Origin of the sequence: Paenarthrobacter sp. NPDC092416 (assembly GCF_044755025.1) — a bacterium.
Lineage (GTDB): Bacteria > Actinomycetota > Actinomycetes > Actinomycetales > Micrococcaceae > Arthrobacter.
The window spans coordinates 315,952-331,357 of the sequence record NZ_JBIVQG010000002.1 but is presented as its reverse complement, the minus strand read 5'-3'; the positions used below and the strand labels follow the sequence as shown (position 1 = coordinate 331,357).

13 protein-coding genes are annotated in these 15,406 nt (G+C 63.3%); 8 read left to right on the top strand and 5 right to left on the bottom strand.

The genetic code is table 11. The annotated features are described in order from the left end of the window. Positions 1-188 precede the first annotated feature (188 nt). The gene (locus ACIQC5_RS05695; protein WP_400279270.1) at positions 189-1,076 is read right to left on the bottom strand and encodes a helix-turn-helix domain-containing protein; all 888 of its coding nucleotides are present in this window, start codon (positions 1,074-1,076) and stop codon (positions 189-191) included. 200 nt (positions 1,077-1,276) lie between these two features. Between ACIQC5_RS05695 and ACIQC5_RS05690 the strand changes: the two genes are divergently transcribed. The 7 genes from ACIQC5_RS05690 (at position 1,277) to ACIQC5_RS05660 (ending at position 10,661) form a co-directional block, all read left to right on the top strand. Next, positions 1,277-2,674 carry an MFS transporter gene (locus tag ACIQC5_RS05690; RefSeq protein ID WP_400280136.1) on the top strand — a complete coding sequence of 466 codons (1,398 nt, stop codon included), beginning with the start codon at positions 1,277-1,279 and terminating at the stop codon, positions 2,672-2,674. Positions 2,675-2,993: 319 nt separating this feature from the next. Beyond that, positions 2,994-4,184 carry an ROK family transcriptional regulator gene (locus ACIQC5_RS05685; RefSeq protein ID WP_400279268.1) on the top strand — a complete coding sequence of 397 codons (1,191 nt, stop codon included), beginning with the start codon at positions 2,994-2,996 and terminating at the stop codon, positions 4,182-4,184. 130 nt (positions 4,185-4,314) lie between these two features. Continuing rightward, on the top strand, positions 4,315-5,871 hold the full coding sequence (gene mmsA / locus ACIQC5_RS05680; protein ID WP_400279266.1) for a multiple monosaccharide ABC transporter ATP-binding protein: 1,557 nt from the start codon (positions 4,315-4,317) through the stop codon (positions 5,869-5,871). A 55-nt stretch (positions 5,872-5,926) separates the two neighbouring features. Next, positions 5,927-7,195: a multiple monosaccharide ABC transporter permease gene (gene mmsB, locus ACIQC5_RS05675; RefSeq protein ID WP_400279263.1), complete on the top strand. Its 1,269-nt coding sequence runs from the start codon at positions 5,927-5,929 to the stop codon at positions 7,193-7,195. 53 nt (positions 7,196-7,248) lie between these two features. Further along, positions 7,249-8,346, top strand: coding sequence for a substrate-binding domain-containing protein (locus ACIQC5_RS05670; protein WP_400279260.1), 1,098 nt, complete (start codon positions 7,249-7,251; stop codon positions 8,344-8,346). A 174-nt stretch (positions 8,347-8,520) separates the two neighbouring features. Continuing rightward, the gene (locus ACIQC5_RS05665) at positions 8,521-9,966 is read left to right on the top strand and encodes an ABC transporter permease (RefSeq protein WP_400279258.1); all 1,446 of its coding nucleotides are present in this window, start codon (positions 8,521-8,523) and stop codon (positions 9,964-9,966) included. 2 nt (positions 9,967-9,968) lie between these two features. Further along, the gene (locus tag ACIQC5_RS05660; RefSeq protein ID WP_400279256.1) at positions 9,969-10,661 is read left to right on the top strand and encodes an ABC transporter ATP-binding protein; all 693 of its coding nucleotides are present in this window, start codon (positions 9,969-9,971) and stop codon (positions 10,659-10,661) included. Here ACIQC5_RS05660 and ACIQC5_RS05655 read toward each other — a convergent pair. The 3 genes from ACIQC5_RS05655 to ACIQC5_RS05645 are packed head-to-tail and all read right to left on the bottom strand — an operon-like array spanning position 10,639 to position 13,643. Continuing rightward, positions 10,639-11,820 (bottom strand): ABC transporter permease, encoded by a 1,182-nt coding sequence (locus tag ACIQC5_RS05655; RefSeq protein WP_400279254.1) that lies wholly within the window; start codon positions 11,818-11,820, stop codon positions 10,639-10,641. The two genes, ACIQC5_RS05660 and ACIQC5_RS05655, sit on opposite strands and share 23 nt — an antisense overlap. Beyond that, positions 11,817-12,545 (bottom strand): ABC transporter ATP-binding protein, encoded by a 729-nt coding sequence (locus ACIQC5_RS05650; RefSeq protein WP_400279252.1) that lies wholly within the window; start codon positions 12,543-12,545, stop codon positions 11,817-11,819. Before ACIQC5_RS05650 ends, ACIQC5_RS05655 begins: the two co-directional genes overlap by 4 nt. A gap of 3 nt (positions 12,546-12,548) precedes the next feature. Continuing rightward, positions 12,549-13,643 (bottom strand): hypothetical protein, encoded by a 1,095-nt coding sequence (locus ACIQC5_RS05645; RefSeq protein WP_400279249.1) that lies wholly within the window; start codon positions 13,641-13,643, stop codon positions 12,549-12,551. A gap of 139 nt (positions 13,644-13,782) precedes the next feature. Between ACIQC5_RS05645 and ACIQC5_RS05640 the strand changes: the two genes are divergently transcribed. After that, positions 13,783-14,853 carry a Gfo/Idh/MocA family protein gene (locus ACIQC5_RS05640; RefSeq protein ID WP_400279246.1) on the top strand — a complete coding sequence of 357 codons (1,071 nt, stop codon included), beginning with the start codon at positions 13,783-13,785 and terminating at the stop codon, positions 14,851-14,853. A gap of 63 nt (positions 14,854-14,916) precedes the next feature. On the opposite strand, the gene ACIQC5_RS05635 is transcribed toward ACIQC5_RS05640, so the two are convergent. Beyond that, positions 14,917-15,357: a DoxX family protein gene (locus tag ACIQC5_RS05635; RefSeq protein ID WP_400279243.1), complete on the bottom strand. Its 441-nt coding sequence runs from the start codon at positions 15,355-15,357 to the stop codon at positions 14,917-14,919. Between the last annotated feature and the right edge of the window lie 49 nt (positions 15,358-15,406).

Genomic DNA, 15,406 nt, shown 5'->3' with positions numbered 1-15,406 from the left:
AGGCCGCGGTTTTCGTGCTTCCAGCGTAGCCAGCGGATTTCTCATGGATGCGGGGCGTTTGGACCTGCGCGCAGTGCCGGCGGGACGCATTGCACGTGGCGCCTGACTTTCATCGAGTCAGCACCACGACGTACATTGAAACAGCCCAGATTCGTCCCACGATCCGATGAACGCTGCCGCTTCTGGTCCTATGGGGAAAAATGCACGGTTTCATTGATTGGTGCCGCTGATTCCGGTGTGGTGGCCAGTAGCCGGAGACCTGAGGCCGCGGGGCTTCCCTCGTCCGCGGCGTACATCAGGATCCGGTGTCCGGACTCATCGGGCTGGGCCAGGACCTCGAAGTTCAGCTCCAGGGTCCCGACTTCGGGGTGGTGCATCATTTTCAAACCGGACATGCAGTTCTGCACCGGGTGCTTGGCCCAAAGCTTCGCAAACTCCGGGCTTTTCAGTGTCAGTTCCCCGACCACGGCTGTCAGCTCCTGGTCGTTGGGGGTGGCTCCTGCAAGGAGCCGCAGAGAGGACACAGCGCGGGCTGCTTCTTCCGGCCAGTTCATGTAGAGGGCGCGCGTGTGCTCATCCAGGAACAGCATCTTCGTCATGTTGGGCCGCTCTGCCGGGTCGTTAGGGCTGTCGAAGGCCAGGTGCCCGGCGACCAGCTTGTGCCCGAGGTTGTTCCAGGCCAGCACTTCACTCCGCCGGCCCAGGACGACGGCGGGTGTGCTTCCCATCGAGTTGATAAGCCGCACCGTACCGATACGGGCACGATCAGACCGTGAGGCAGCGCGGCGTTTGCTCTTGGTGCCCGGCCTGGCCAGATTGAACAGGTGGAGGCGTTCATCCGTGTTCAGGTTCAGGGCCCGGGCAATGGCGTCAATCACCGCCTCGGAGGCGTTGGTACTTATACCCTGCTCAAGGCGGGTGTAGTAGGTGTTGCTGACCCCGGCAAGCATCGCCAGCTCTTCGCGGCGCAGCCCGGGGACCCTCCGGACACCGTAATTCCGCAACCCCACGTCCTCGGGCTGCAGCGCCGCTCGTCGGACACGCAGGAATTCCCCCAGCTCACTTCCATTGCTCATCCCCCCAGTCTGCCCGGGCGGGCAGGTGGTTGTCCTGTCCCTGCCAGTGCTACCCACAAGGTGGTGTGGCTGACTTCCCCCGATCCACGCAGGCTGAACCAGACAGCATCTCCTCAGACAACCTTGAAGGAAAACCCGTGACAACATCGAATGACGTGGACCGTCCCCAGACGGAGCTCCTGGCCCCGGCCGTTCCGCGAATGACCGGCAGGCAACGCCTGACTCTCATCGTCCTGCTCACCGCCAGTTTCACCCTGGCCGTCGACTTCTCCATTCTGAACGTCGCCCTCCCGACCGTTGGTGCGGACATCGGATTCAGCCTCGAAAATCTGCAATGGATTGCCACGTCCTTCGCCCTGTGCGCGGCCGGGCTCACGCTGCTCTTCGGCCGGGTCGCTGACCTGGTCGGCCGCCGACGCATGTTCATCATTGGCATGGCCTTGCTCGGCGCCGGTTCCTTGCTCGGTGGTATCGCCTCCGGACCGATCCTTTTGATCATCGCCCGCGTCGCCCAGGGAATAGCGACAGCCATCGTGGTGCCGGCCGCCCTGTCACTGCTGTTATCTTCCTTCCCGGAAGGGAAGCTCCGGGAAAAAGCGCTGGGCCTGAACGGCGCACTCATGGCGGCAGGTTTCACCACCGGTGCCATCCTTGGCGGACTGCTCACCGACCTGCTCAGCTGGCGATGGGCGTTCCTGATCAACGTCCCCGTCGCGGCCGCCGTGCTGGTCCTCGCTCCGATGGTTCTCGCCGAAAGCCGACCCACTGACAAGACGCGGTTGGATGTTCCCGGGGCCATCACGGTCACCCTGGGCCTGCTCGCCCTCGTCTTCGGACTCACCCGCGCGGCCGAATCCTCCTGGACGGATCCCACCACCTTGGGAGCATTCGCCGCGGCCGTCATCTTGCTGGCTGCGTTCGTCGCCGTCGAGCACCGCACAGCCACTCCCCTGGTGCCGCTGGCTATCCTGAAACGCCCCACGGTGGCATGGGGCAACATCTCAGGCATCCTGGCGTTCGTTACCGAAACTTCGCTGGTCTTCCTGCTCACCCTGTACCTGCAGCAGGTCCTGGACTACACCCCCCTCGGCGCCGGACTCGCCTTCGCCGTCCTGGGCCTGGGCACCGTCCTCGGCGGCGTCCTCGGCCCCAAAGCCATCAGCAGGGTCGGGAACAAACGCGCCATCGTGTACGGATTCACCGTCCAGGCCATCGCCACCGCCTCACTCGTACTGCTCAGTTACGACCCGGCATCCATCATTCTGTTGCTGATCGCGACGTTCGTTGGCGGCGCCGCGAACCTGGTCGTCATCGTCGGGTTCATGGTCACCGCCACCACCGGCCTGTCCGATAAAGAGTCCGGGCTCGCCACCGGCCTTGCCACCATGAGCCAGCAAATCGGCATCACCATGGGCATCCCTGTCATGAGCGCGATCGTCACCGCCCGGCTCGTGGCGCTCGGATCAACCGACGCCCCTGCGGTCCTCAGCGGAGTCACCCTGGCTATCTGGGTCAACGCTGCCCTTTGTTTGGCCACTGCCATGTTCGTTGCTTGTTTCCTTCGAGCACCGGTAACGGAGGAAGCCTCAGCATCCTGAACCCCCGGAGTGCGCTAAGCATCCTCTGAGTTTGCTTTCGGCGCTACCGTCCGGGAGGGGACCCCCTTGCGGGCTGCATCGTGCGCCAAATAGCCCCGTGGGAACGCCGCCATGTAACGCTGAAAGTCACACACGTGGCGGCCGGGCCCATAGTCACGTTGCGGGGCCTGCTCTGCGGACCAAAAGCCCGGGTTGGCGCGCAGAGTAGGCCCCGCAACGCGAGAAGGCGGGGTTCTTTGCGTTGGAGAATGTCGCACACCATCCACAGGTTGCGTTCACTTCTTGACTACAATGCCGCTGGTGAGGCACGCTTCTTGTCATGCCCGCTACACAGCGCTCAACGAAGAGCCCGCCCCGAAAACCAGGATCGCAGTCCGCGCTGCGCCACCTCAACCAGCAACGAATCATCGAGTGCTTGCTGAGCGGCCCCTCAACGCAGGCAGAGCTTTCCCGGCAGACCGGACTCTCCACCGCCACGGTATCCAACATCGTCAAGATCATGCAGGACGCCGGCCTGGTTTCCACTGAGCCAACCACGAGCTCCGGCCGCCGCGCCACGAGTGTGAGGCTGAACAGCAACGGTGCTGTCGCCGTCGGAATCGACTTCGGCCGCCGGCATCTGCGGGTGGTCCTGGCCTCCCTTGGCTACCACGTGATCGCGGAGGATTTCATCGAGCTCCCTCTCGGCCACCAGGCCGAAGAGGGCATTGCCGCGGCGGTCCGCCTCTTGGAAAAGTTGCTCGCTGAAAACGCCATAGACCCAGGCGCAGTGGTCGGGGCCGGAGCGGGCATACCCGGGCCAATCGACCGCCGCTCGGGTACCGTTGCCCAAGGCGCAATCCTGCCCGAGTGGGTGGGCATCGACATCCTTCACCGGCTGGAGGAAGCCCTCAATTGCCCCGTATTTGTTGACAACGACGCCAATCTTGGGGCGCTGTCCGAGGTGACCTGGGGTCCACACAGCGGCGTCTCAAACCTGATGTTCCTCAAGATCGGTTCAGGCATCGGCGCGGGGCTGATCCTGAACGGCGTGCCCTACTACGGCAACGTTGGCATCACTGGCGAAATCGGCCACGCGACCATCCACGAGCACGGCCTCGTATGCCGCTGTGGGAACCGTGGCTGCCTCGAAACGATCGCCTCCACCACCACCATGATCGAACTGCTGGGCCGCGGCCAAGAACAGTTACTGACACCCCAGGACATCGTCCGGAATTGCTTGGCGGGAGACTCCGCCACCCAACGCGTGGTGGACGACGCAGGCCTCGCCGTGGGCCGCGCGCTGGGCAACGTTGCCAACTTGATCAACCCCGAAGTGATTGTTGTGGGAGGCCCCTTGGCGGGCCTTGGAGACCTTCTCCTGGACCCGATCCGGCGAGGACTTGTGAGGCACGCCGTGCCTGTTGTGGGCGAGACGACGCACCTCGCCATGTCGTCCCTGGGCGCCCGCGCGGAGGCGCTCGGCGCGGCCGCTTTGGTGTTCCAACACGCCGGTATTACCGGTAGGTAACGAAATCGTTAGCTGGTTCTTGCGTTCAAGTCTTGACGACAAGATGGGTGATCCAGTTTACTTTTTCATCAGACAGCTCCGCCGTTTGCGGGGCCGACAACGAAGTCATGCATTGGAGGCGTAAGGGCTGATGACAACCCTCGACACGCAAGGTGATCCCATCCTTTTGGAGATGCGCTCGATCACGAAGGAATTCCCAGGCGTGAAGGCCTTGTCGAATGTGAGCCTGCGGGTGAAAGCCGGAGAGATCCACGCCATCTGTGGTGAAAACGGTGCCGGCAAGTCCACCCTGATGAAAGTTCTGTCCGGGGTATATCCCCACGGCAGCTACACCGGCGACATCGTGTACATGGCCGAAACCCAGCAGTTCAAGGACATCCGTGCAAGCGAAGCGGCCGGCATCGTGATCATCCACCAGGAACTCGCGCTGATCCCGGAACTGTCCATCACGGAAAACATCTTCCTGGGCAACGAACCCACCAAGTGGGGAGTGATCGACTGGGCGGAGGCGCGCAAGCGCTCCATCGAACTGCTGGCCCGTGTTGGCCTCAGGGAAGACCCGGACACCCCCATCAAGGAAATCGGCGTTGGCAAGCAGCAACTGGTGGAAATCGCCAAGGCGCTGAACAAGTCAGTGCGCCTGCTGATCCTGGACGAGCCCACCGCAGCCCTGAACGAATCAGACTCCCAGCACCTGCTGGACCTGATCCTGGGCCTCAAGGGCAAGGGCATTACCTCGATCATCATTTCCCACAAGCTCAACGAGATCGAGCAGATCGCCGACGAGATCACCATCATCCGCGATGGCAAGTCGATCGAGACACTCAACGTCAAGGCCGATGGCGTGGACGAGGACCGCATCATCAAGGGCATGGTGGGCAGGACGCTTGAGTCCCGCTTCCCGGACCACGAACCGAAGATCGGCGAAGTGTTCTTCGAGGTCAAGGACTGGACCGTGGGACACCCGCAGATCCAGGACCGTCTCGTGTGCAAGGGGTCCAACTTCCACGTGCGCCGCGGCGAAATCGTGGGCTTCGCCGGACTCATGGGCGCAGGCCGCACGGAACTGGCCCGCTCGGTGTTTGGCCATTCCTACGGCCGCTTCATCTCCGGCCAGGTCTTCAAGGATGGCAAGCCGATCCAGATGCGTAGTGTTCGCTCTGCCATTGATGCCGGCCTCGGCTACGTGACCGAGGACCGCAAATCGCTGGGTCTGAACCTGCTGGACGACATCAAGACCACCACGGTGGCGGCAAATCTTCGCAAGATCAGCAAGTACTCCGTGGTGGATACGCGGCAGGAATTCTCCGTAGCCGAGGAATACCGAAAATCGCTGCGGACCAAGACCCCATCGGTTGAGGAGGGCGTGGCCAAGCTCTCCGGCGGCAACCAGCAAAAAGTAGTGCTGGCCAAGTGGATGTTCACTGATCCGGACCTCCTGATCCTGGACGAGCCGACCCGCGGAATCGACGTCGGCGCAAAGTACGAGATCTACGGCATCATCCAGAGGCTCGCCAACCAGGGCAAGGGAGTGATTGTCATTTCCTCGGAGCTTCCTGAGCTCCTGGGCCTGTCTGACCGTATTTACACCATTTTCGAAGGCGCCATCACCGGCGTCCTGAACAAGGACGAAGCAAGCCAGGAAAGCCTCATGAAACTCATGACTTCCTCCCGCAAGTCCGCCTGACACCGCCTGACCCGTTGGCCCAGACTCACCCCTTCCTGACACAAGGACCAAAACAATGAACGCGCTCAAGAAGCTATTTGGTGGCAATACCCGCCAGTTCGGCATGATCTTCGCCCTGGTGGCACTTATCGTCTTCTTCCAGATCTTCACCGAGGGCCGCACGCTGACCCCCGGCAACGTGATCAACCTGTTCAACGGCAACTCCTACATCCTGATCCTCGCCATCGGCATGGTCCTGGTCATCATTGCCGGCCACATTGACCTCTCCGTTGGCTCAGTGGCGGCATTTGTGGGTGTCTCCGTGGCCCTCGCCATCCGTGACTGGGGCATCCCTTGGTACATGGGCGTGCTCTTCGGGTTGCTGCTGGGAGCCCTGATCGGCGCCTGGCAAGGATTCTGGACAGCCTATGTGGGCATTCCGGCCTTCATCGTGACGCTGGCCGGCATGCTCCTGTTCCGCGGTTTCAACCAGTTCGTGGGCAAGTCCAACACCATCCCCGTTCCCGCTGACTTCCAGTTCCTTGGCTCTGGCTACCTGCCCGAAATCGGTCCGACAACGGGCTTCAACAACCTCACGCTCCTGATCGGCATCCTTGCGGCTGCATTCGTGGTGGTCATGTCTCTCCGCGCCCGTGCCAGCAACAAGGCGCTCGGTGCCGATGTCCCGGAACTGTGGGTGGAGGTCACCAAGCTGGTCCTGATCTGCGGTGCCATCCTCTACGCCACGTACCTTTTCGCCACCGGCCGTCCCGGTACGTCCTTCCCCATCCCCGGATTGATCTTGGCCGTGCTCGTCCTGATTTACGGCTTCATTGCTGACAAGACCGTCCTGGGCCGCCACGTCTACGCAGTGGGTGGCAACCGCCACGCAGCCGAGCTGTCCGGCGTGCAGTCCAAGAAGGTCAACTTCATGGTCATGCTCAACATGTCTGTCCTCGCTGGCCTTGCAGGCATGATCTTCGTTGGCCGTTCCACCGCTTCGGGCCCGTTTGACGGCGTCGGTTGGGAACTGGACGCCATTGCGGCCGTCTTCATCGGCGGTGCCGCAGTTACCGGTGGTGTTGGAACCGTGATCGGCTCGATCGTCGGTGGCCTGGTGATGGCTGTCCTGAACAACGGCCTGCAGCTGCTCGGCGTAGGTGCCGACCTCACCCAGATCATCAAGGGCCTGGTGCTCCTGGCTGCCGTCGCCTTCGATGTCTACAACAAGACCCAGGGCAAGAAGTCGCTCATCGGCCTCATGATGAAGAACTTCGGCCGCGGTAACGAAATCAAACCGGACGAAACCACGTCCACCAAAGAGGTCATCTCCAAGGAAGCCTGATCGGTTTCCGGACGACTCGCTCCACCCCACCCACACAGAAAGTGAACCAAGATATGCGAATGTTTGGTAAAGCAGGAAAGGCAGCAGCAATCGCTGCCATCGCGGCCTTGGCGCTGACGGCCTGCGGCCGCACGGACAGCGGCTCCAGCAGCAGCACAGCTGGCGGGGAAGCGTTCCCCAAGGACTCGCTGATCGGCGTCGCACTTCCGCAGAAGACCAGTGAGAACTGGGTCCTCGCGGAGAAGCTGTTCAACGACGGCCTCAAGGGTGCCGGCTTCAAGGCCGACGTCCAATTCGCCAATGGCGGTGTCTCCGAGCAGCAGAACCAGATCAGTGCCATGGTCACCAAGGGTGCCAAGGTCATCATTGTGGGAGCCATCGACGGCGCCCAGCTGGGTACGCAGCTCAAGCAGGCCAAGGACTCCGGCGCCACGGTCATCGCCTACGACCGTCTGCTCCTCAACACCGAGAACGTGGACTACTACGTGGCGTACGACAACTTCAAGGTCGGTGTACTGCAGGGCCAAGCCCTGCTGGACGGCATGAAGGCCAAGAAGGCAACCGGTCCGTACAACATTGAGCTGTTCGCTGGTTCCCCGGATGATGCCAACGCCAAGGTCTTCTTCGACGGCGCCATGAGCGTACTGAAGCCGAAGATCGACGACGGTACGCTGAAGGTGCTCTCCGGCCAGACTGCGTTCGAGCAGGCTGTTACCCAGGGTTGGAAGGCTGAAAACGCCCAGCGTCGTGCTGACACGTTGCTCACCGGCAGCTACGGCACGGCTTCCCTGGACGGCGTCCTGTCCCCGAACGACACCCTGGCCCGTGCAGTCCTGACCTCCGTCAAGGCTGCCGGCAAGCCGCTCCCGGTCATTACCGGCCAGGACTCCGAGGTTGAGTCAGTCAAGTCGATCATGGCTGGCGAGCAGTACTCCACCATCAACAAGGACACCCGCAAGCTGGTTGAGCACGCCATCACCATGGTGAAGGACCTGCAGGCCGGCAAGGAACTGGAGATCAACGACAAGGACTCCTACAAGAATGGTGTCAAGACCGTTCCGGCGTACCTCCTGCCGCCGCAGATCGTCACGGCGGAGAACGTCAAGACGGCTTACGTCGACGATCCGGTACTCGGCCCGATCACCAAGTAACACCCTTTCTGCAAAGCAAAAGCTCCGGTCCGCCAGCAATGGTGGGCCGGAGCTTTTGTTTTCACAGCCCACGCATAGCTTCGGCTGGCTTCCCGCACAGCCGCACTCACGAGTCTTGGATCTGCAGCCCGCGTCCCAGCAGGCCGCGCAAACTTGCAGGTCCAAAGGAGAAACGTGAGCGTCCTTGCCCGAAGCGTAGGCAATGCCTTCCGCAACAAGATCAGAACGGCGGCGGTTGTCGCCGTCCTGGCCGTAGCCATCGGCCTGGCGTTGGCCATGCTCGTGGCCAACCAGGCCGTGGGTGCAAAGGTCCAGGAGCTCAACGCTTCCGTGGGCACCACCTTGACGGTGAACCCGGCCGGCGGGCAAGGCTTCGAAGGCGGCGGCGAACCGCTCACGACGGCGGAAGCAGAGACTACGGCATCGGTCGCCAACGTAACCTCGGTCGTCGGCACCAAGGCCCTGCGCCTGCAAACCGCAACCGCGGCAACCACCGGCGCAGCAACCGGCACCACCCAACAGGCTGGCCCGGGCGGCGGAGGACCCGGTGGGCAGCAGGCGACGGTCAGCACCAACCTGACGGCCGCCGTCGACGCCGGTACGCTCGGCAACCGCAACAACGCGAGCGGAGCCACGGGCAGCACCACCCAGCCGGCCCGAACGCTCCCGATCACCGCAACAGGCGTCGGCGCCGAAGTCGATGGCACCGGCAAGGCCTTGGACATCACCAGCGGCACCGGCCTGGGCGACTACACGGCGGCCGAATCCAAGGCACTCGTGGGCACCACGCTGGCTGAAAAGAACAGCCTCACGGTGGGCTCCACGTTCACCATCCAGGACAAGACGTTCACCGTGGCGGGCATCTTCGGCGCCGGAACCACGTTCGGCAACAACGCCGTCTACGTCACCCTCCCCGAAGCCCAGACACTGGCCGAAACCCCTGACGAGCTCTCCACCATGATCGTCACCGTGAACAGCATGGAAAACGTGGACAGCACCAAGACCGCAGTCCAGGCCGCGCTCGGAACCGACAAGGCCGACGTCACCCAAGGTCAGCGCAACCTCGAAACCGCAGTCAGCTCCCTGGACAGCGTCAAGGGCATCTCTTTGGTGGCCTTCATCGCAGCACTGGCAACCGCCGGCCTCATCATCCTGCTCATCATGGTGATGCTGGTCCGCGAGCGCCGCCGCGAAATCGGCGTCCTCAAGGCGATCGGCGCCCGCAACCGCACCATCGGCCTGCAGTTCGTGCTCGAGTCGCTGGTTCTGGTCGCGCTGGGCAGCGTGGTTGGCGCCGCGATCGCGTCATTCGCCAGCGGCGGCATCGCTTCCGCTCTCATTAGTTCAAATACAACCACGACGGCGGCCACCACCACCCAGCGCGGCGCGGGGCTTGCGGGGGCCATGCCCAACGGTGCTGTCCCCGGCGGCTTCGGCGGCGGACAGGGCGGCCCCTTCGGTGGCGCCACCCAGTTGCTCACCTCCGTCACGGCGAGTGCCTCCCCCGGCGTCCTCGCTGCCGGCATCGCCGCGGTGTTCGCGGTAGCCATTATCGGCGCGCTGGTTCCGGCGCTGCTGACTGCCCGCATCCGTCCCATCGAAGTACTCCGAGGAGAATAGCCGTGATTGAAGTCAAGGACCTGGTCCGTCAGTTCAAGTCGGGTGACCGGACCATCAAGCCGGTCAACGGTGTCAGCTTCGAGCTCGAGAAGGGCTCGCTGGCGTCGATCGTTGGCAAGAGCGGCAGCGGCAAGAGCACGCTGTTGTCCCTCCTGGGTGCGCTGGACAAACCCACCTCCGGAGACGTCGTCGTGGATGGCGTCAGCCTGGCCGGTCTTCCGGACAGCAAGCTGACCGAGTACCGGCGCCGGGACATCGGGTTCGTATTCCAGCAGTTCAACCTGATCCCGAACCTCAGCGCCGTGGACAATGTCATGTTGCCCATGGAGTTCGCCGGTGTCCGCAAGGCTGCGCGGTTGCAGCGGGCCAAGGAGTTGCTGGAACAGGTTCAGTTGGATCCTGAGAAGCACCCCCGCCGGACCAACAGGCTGTCCGGCGGAGAGCAGCAGCGTGTTGCCATTGCCAGGGCGCTGGCCAACGAACCGAAGCTGATCCTCGCTGATGAGCCCACCGGGAATCTGGACGAGCAGACCGGTGAGCACATCATTGAGTTGCTGAGCTCATTGAGCCGCGACCACAACACCACCATCCTGGTGGTCACCCACGACCGCAGCCTGGCCCAGAAGACGGAACGCCGTTTCCGCCTTCAGCAGGGCAGGCTCACGGAAGAGGCTAGAAGCGGATCGCATCGATGACCTTGACGCGCACCGCCACGAGCGCAGGAATGGCTCCGGCGAGTGCGCCCACAAGAACTGCCGCGCCGAACCCAAGGAGTGCGGCGTCGATGGGGAACGCCGGGTATTCGGTAAGTCCCGGCGCAACTTTTGATTCGATCCATGGGTGCTTCACCACCGCGACCGCCAGCATGACTCCTGCGATGCCGGCAACTGCGGTGGCCACCACGGATTCCATCATGACGCCGAAGAAGATCCGCCCCGACGTGGCACCGAAACTTCGCCGGATACCGATTTCCCTGACCCGGTAACGCACGGTCACCATGGAGATGTTCAGCATCCCCACGGCGCCCAGCAACAGCACCAGCCCGGCTACTCCGCCCACTACCAGCTGGACAGGGGCCAACGGATCTCCGTAAGCGGCGTAGTCCATGCGGCTGGCTTGGGCGTACTGGCCGGGGAACTGGCCTTGAAGGTCCGCGGTGATCGCTGCTGTGAGCGCATCGGCCTGCTCCTCGCCTACCCACATTTTGAACTCCGACATCTGCGCCGTCATGCCTGTCATGGCCGCTCCGTCGCCAAGGATAAAGGCGGAGGGTGGCGTGTTCGGGTAGGTGTCAGGCACGACGCCGATGATCACCGCCGTCGCCGGCTGGTCACCCGGGATGGTGATAGTGGGGTTTGTGGTCAGGTTGGGGCTGCCGGCTTGGTTGTAGAAGGACTCGGAGACGACGACGGCGGGCGCGAGCCTTTGGTTGTCGTCGGCAGCAAACCAGCTTCCCTGCTTGATCGGAACGCGGTGAATGATGCCGTAGCCGATGTCCACGATCGTCATGTTCACGTCGGTCACACCGCGGGGAAACTGGAAGCCCTTCTGGGTACGGCCCACATGGGTGGAGGTAGTAATTCCGTAGCGCTGCTGGATCCCTTGGTACGCCTTCTCGAGGCTGGCTGCGTCCGGCATGGTTGGTCCACCGACGTTCAGGGATAGCGTTGCCACCCGGCCGCCGTTCCGTTCTGAGTCCACTTTGAAACCCTGGCGGGCCAGGTTTCCGACGCCCACCACGGAGGTCAGGGCGGCCACTGACAATGCCACACCGAGCAACGCCAGGAGGATCCGTACCTTGTTGATGCGGAGTTCCTGCCATGCTTCCACCACCGTGGAGACAAAGCCGGTCATGCGCTGACTCCTGCAGTTGCTGGTACGGGGAGGGGGCTCAGCACACCCGAGTCCAGGCGGTAGCAGGCGCGGGCCAGTGCTGCCACGTTGGTGTCGTGGGTAATGGTCACCAGGGCTGCGGCCGTCTCGGTGGCCACAGTGTCCAGCAGCGCCATGACGGACTGACCGGTCTCAACATCCAGTGCACCGGTGGGCTCATCGGCAAGGATGAGCCGTGGCCTGCGGACCAGGGCCCTGGCGATGGCTACGCGTTGTTGTTCGCCGCCCGAGAGCATGTTCGGCATGGTGTTGGCACGGGCCGCAAGGCCCACACGGTCCAGCATGTCCATGGCGATGTCCCGGCGGCGCCAGAACTCCCGGCCCTTGGAGTAGAACAGCGGCGTGATCACGTTGTCCAAGGCGCTGCGCCCTGGCAGCAGGTTGAACTGCTGGAAGACGAACCCCACGGTGGAACCCCGCAAACGGGCGCGGGCATTACTGCTCAGCTGGTCTGCTGGATTGCCCAGGAACTCCAACTCGCCGGAGGTCGGGACGTCCAGCAGGCCCAGCAGATTGAGCAGCGTGGACTTGCCGCAACCGGATCGGCCCACGATTGCCGTGTGATCGCCGCTGTACACCTCGAGGTCGATGCCCCTGAGGATATGAAGTTCCTGTTCGTCAGGCAGCGTGACGGATCGGGTCACTGACCGCAAACTGACAAGGTTTTCCTTGGTTGATTCCTCCATGTCTTAGCCTGCCGGAGCGTAGGCGACCTGGCCGGGACCCATCATGGGATCCGGGGCTGCCGGGGCGCCCGGCACGAACTCAAGTACTTGCTCACCTTCGGTCAGCCCGGACGTCACTTCCACCACGGAACCATCGTTGAGTCCCAGCTGGACGGTACGCTGCTCCGGAGCGGCCCCGTTGGCGCCTGCGCCGGCAATCCACACGATCCCGTCCTTCACGCTGCCCTTCACCGAGGTCAGCGGAACCGTGACCACATCTGCGGCCACGCCGGCGTTGACGGTCATGGTGGCACCGAGCCCGGCAAAGACTTGTTGGCCGGACGGGATCGCGCAGCTGAGCGTTCCAGTAGGCGTGCCGCTTTCCTCCGACTGGCCACCACCGCCCGGAATCGCCACAGCCGCTCCGACGCCCATGCCGGCACCTCCGCCAGTGGCGGCCAAACCGCCCGAGGTGCTGCCGGCGTCGTCGGACGTGTTGTTCCTGAGTGTCACTTCGGCGCATTGGAACGGCGCCGGTCCACCCACCAACGCAATCTCGGCGGGGCCAGGCTTGCCGAGCAGACGGTACTGCTGGGCGGCAGTGACGGATCCCGCCACGGTGTAGGTGCCTGGATCGATGCTGCCTACGTTCTCGCCGACACTCAGTTGCTGGTCGATCAGCGCGGTCAGCGTCTTCAGGGTGCCGGCGCTGGGAGCGAGGATGTCAAAGTAGTCGTACACGGGTTTCGGCGCCGTGGGCGTACCGTCCTTGGACGTCTGCGTGGTGGTGACTGCGCGCTCGGCCTTGACCTGGAAGAGAGCGTCCCCCTTGGCCACCGTGGCACCCGGCTCGACGAAGATCTTGATGACCTTGCCGGCAGAGGTGCTGCGGACCGGATTCGCCGCGTCGCTCTGAACGGTGCCCTTGATCTGCACGGTGTTGGTGACCGTGGCACGCGTCGCCGGGACCACCGGGATGTCCACTTGAGCCAATGGCGCCGGCTCGGCACCGGAAGATTCGAGGCCGTCTACGAAGGCGATTTTGACCAATGCCACTGCAATTATTGCGAAAACCAACAACCAGGCAACCGGCAAAATGACGCGCCGAAAAATACCCATCCCTGCTCCATTTCGGTAACTCCCCACAGAACCTCTGCGAGGGATGATTGCACCAGCCTAGGCGAGGAATATAGTTTGGCCTGACATTCGGGCGACTCGACAGAATGCTTACAGTCTCGGAAATGAGAGGATGACAGGCATGACTCTCCCTATCGCCAAGCCGTGGCTGTCCACCCAGACCAACCAGGATCCCCGCGCTGCAACCGGGCAGCGTTTGCGCTGGGGTGTGGTCTCCACCGGGAACATCGCCAACAGCGTTTCCCAGGATCTGTCCTTGTTGGAGGACGCGGAATTGTATGCGGTGAGTTCACGCACGCAGGCCGCGGCTGACGCCTTCGCGCAGTCAACAGGCTTCGCCAAGGCGTACGGGGACGACGGCGGCGTGCCCGGCTACCAGCGCCTGGTTGAGGATCCTGACGTCGACGTCGTGTATGTGGCCACTCCGCATGCCCAGCACTATCAGATTGCCGCGGCAGCACTCAGGGCAGGCAAGCACGTCCTGTGCGAGAAGGCCCTGACCATCAACGCCCGTGAAGCTGCCGGGTTGGTGAAGCTGGCACGGGAGCAGAAAGTGTTCTTCATGGAGGCCGTGTGGAGCCGGTTCCTGCCCAGCATGCAGCGGGCTTTCGCGATCGCTGCTTCCGGGGAGCTCGGACACATCCAATGGGTCACCGCGGACCTCGGCTTCCCGGCACCCTTCGACCCCGCCGCACGCATCTGGGCCCTCAATGACGGCGGCGGCGCACTCCTGGACCTCACTGTGTACCCCTTGTTGTGGGCCCTCGGAACACTGGGGTTCCCGCAGTCCGTGACGGCAATCGGGTCGCTGAACGAGGACGGAGTGGACACGCAGAACGCTCTGACGCTCGGCTACGCCACTGGTGCGCAGGCCCAGCTCACGTCATCCCTGATGGCCCACGGACCGCGGACGGCCACTGTTGCCGGCGGGCTCGGATACCTGCAGACTGTCGGCTCGGTGAACAATCCCCGTGAGCTGCTCATCCGGGTGGGATGGGACGAGCCGCGGCACGAACGCTTCGACGTGGTGGGCACTGGCTACACGTACGAACTCCGCGAAGTAACCCGATGCGTGCAGCAAGGCCTCACCGAGAGCCCGGTCATGCCACTGGACGACTCGGTCAACGTCATGCGCTTGTTCGACGGCGTGCGCTCTCAACTCGGGATCCGGTATCCGAACGACGCGCGGTGAGGGCCGCCGTCGGGATCTTGCGCGCGCCGGTGACTGCCGCCGTCGGGAGTTAACTCGCCTGTATTAACGCCCTTGGCGGACTGGCTGGCGCGCCAGCTTCCGATCCAGGGACAGCGCTCCGGGGCCCAAAAAGACAAAGGCCACGGAAATAGCGATATAGACGATCAGCAGTTCAGCCGTGACGCCTGCTTTGTCGGTGAGCAGTGGCTTGCCTGCTTCCGTGACGAACCAGATCCCGGCGAAGAGGATCGCCGCGAGGAAACCGGCCACACGCGTGAGTGCGCCGAGCACCAGGAGCAGGCCCAGGCCCAATTCACCGGCAATGACCAGCCAAGCCACGATCTCGGGCTTCTGTACGCCCATGGCGGCAACCGACGCGGCGAAAGCGGGGTGCCCTGCCATGAGTTTCTGCATGCCGTGGACCATGATCATGGCGCCGAACACCACACGGAGGATCGCGACGCCGCGGGCTGAGGACTTGGGAGAGGGGTGAAGGAATTTCACCCGTCCCAATCTTCCATGCTTGGGCGCTCCGTGCCAACCGCCCGCGCCC

Bases quoted from the DNA above. Each gene is read 5' to 3' on its own strand.
- ACIQC5_RS05650 (WP_400279252.1), bottom strand. From the start codon at position 12,545: ATGGAGGAATCAACCAAGGAAAACCTTGTCAGTTTGCGGTCAGTGACC.
- mmsB (WP_400279263.1), top strand. From the start codon at position 5,927: ATGAACGCGCTCAAGAAGCTATTTGGTGGCAATACCCGCCAGTTCGGC.
- ACIQC5_RS05670 (WP_400279260.1), top strand. From the start codon at position 7,249: ATGCGAATGTTTGGTAAAGCAGGAAAGGCAGCAGCAATCGCTGCCATC.
- ACIQC5_RS05640 (WP_400279246.1), top strand. From the start codon at position 13,783: ATGACTCTCCCTATCGCCAAGCCGTGGCTGTCCACCCAGACCAACCAG.
- mmsA (WP_400279266.1), top strand. From the start codon at position 4,315: ATGACAACCCTCGACACGCAAGGTGATCCCATCCTTTTGGAGATGCGC.
- ACIQC5_RS05655 (WP_400279254.1), bottom strand. From the start codon at position 11,820: ATGACCGGCTTTGTCTCCACGGTGGTGGAAGCATGGCAGGAACTCCGC.
- ACIQC5_RS05690 (WP_400280136.1), top strand. From the start codon at position 1,277: ATGACCGGCAGGCAACGCCTGACTCTCATCGTCCTGCTCACCGCCAGT.
- ACIQC5_RS05695 (WP_400279270.1), bottom strand. From the start codon at position 1,076: ATGAGCAATGGAAGTGAGCTGGGGGAATTCCTGCGTGTCCGACGAGCG.
- ACIQC5_RS05645 (WP_400279249.1), bottom strand. From the start codon at position 13,643: ATGGGTATTTTTCGGCGCGTCATTTTGCCGGTTGCCTGGTTGTTGGTT.
- ACIQC5_RS05685 (WP_400279268.1), top strand. From the start codon at position 2,994: ATGCCCGCTACACAGCGCTCAACGAAGAGCCCGCCCCGAAAACCAGGA.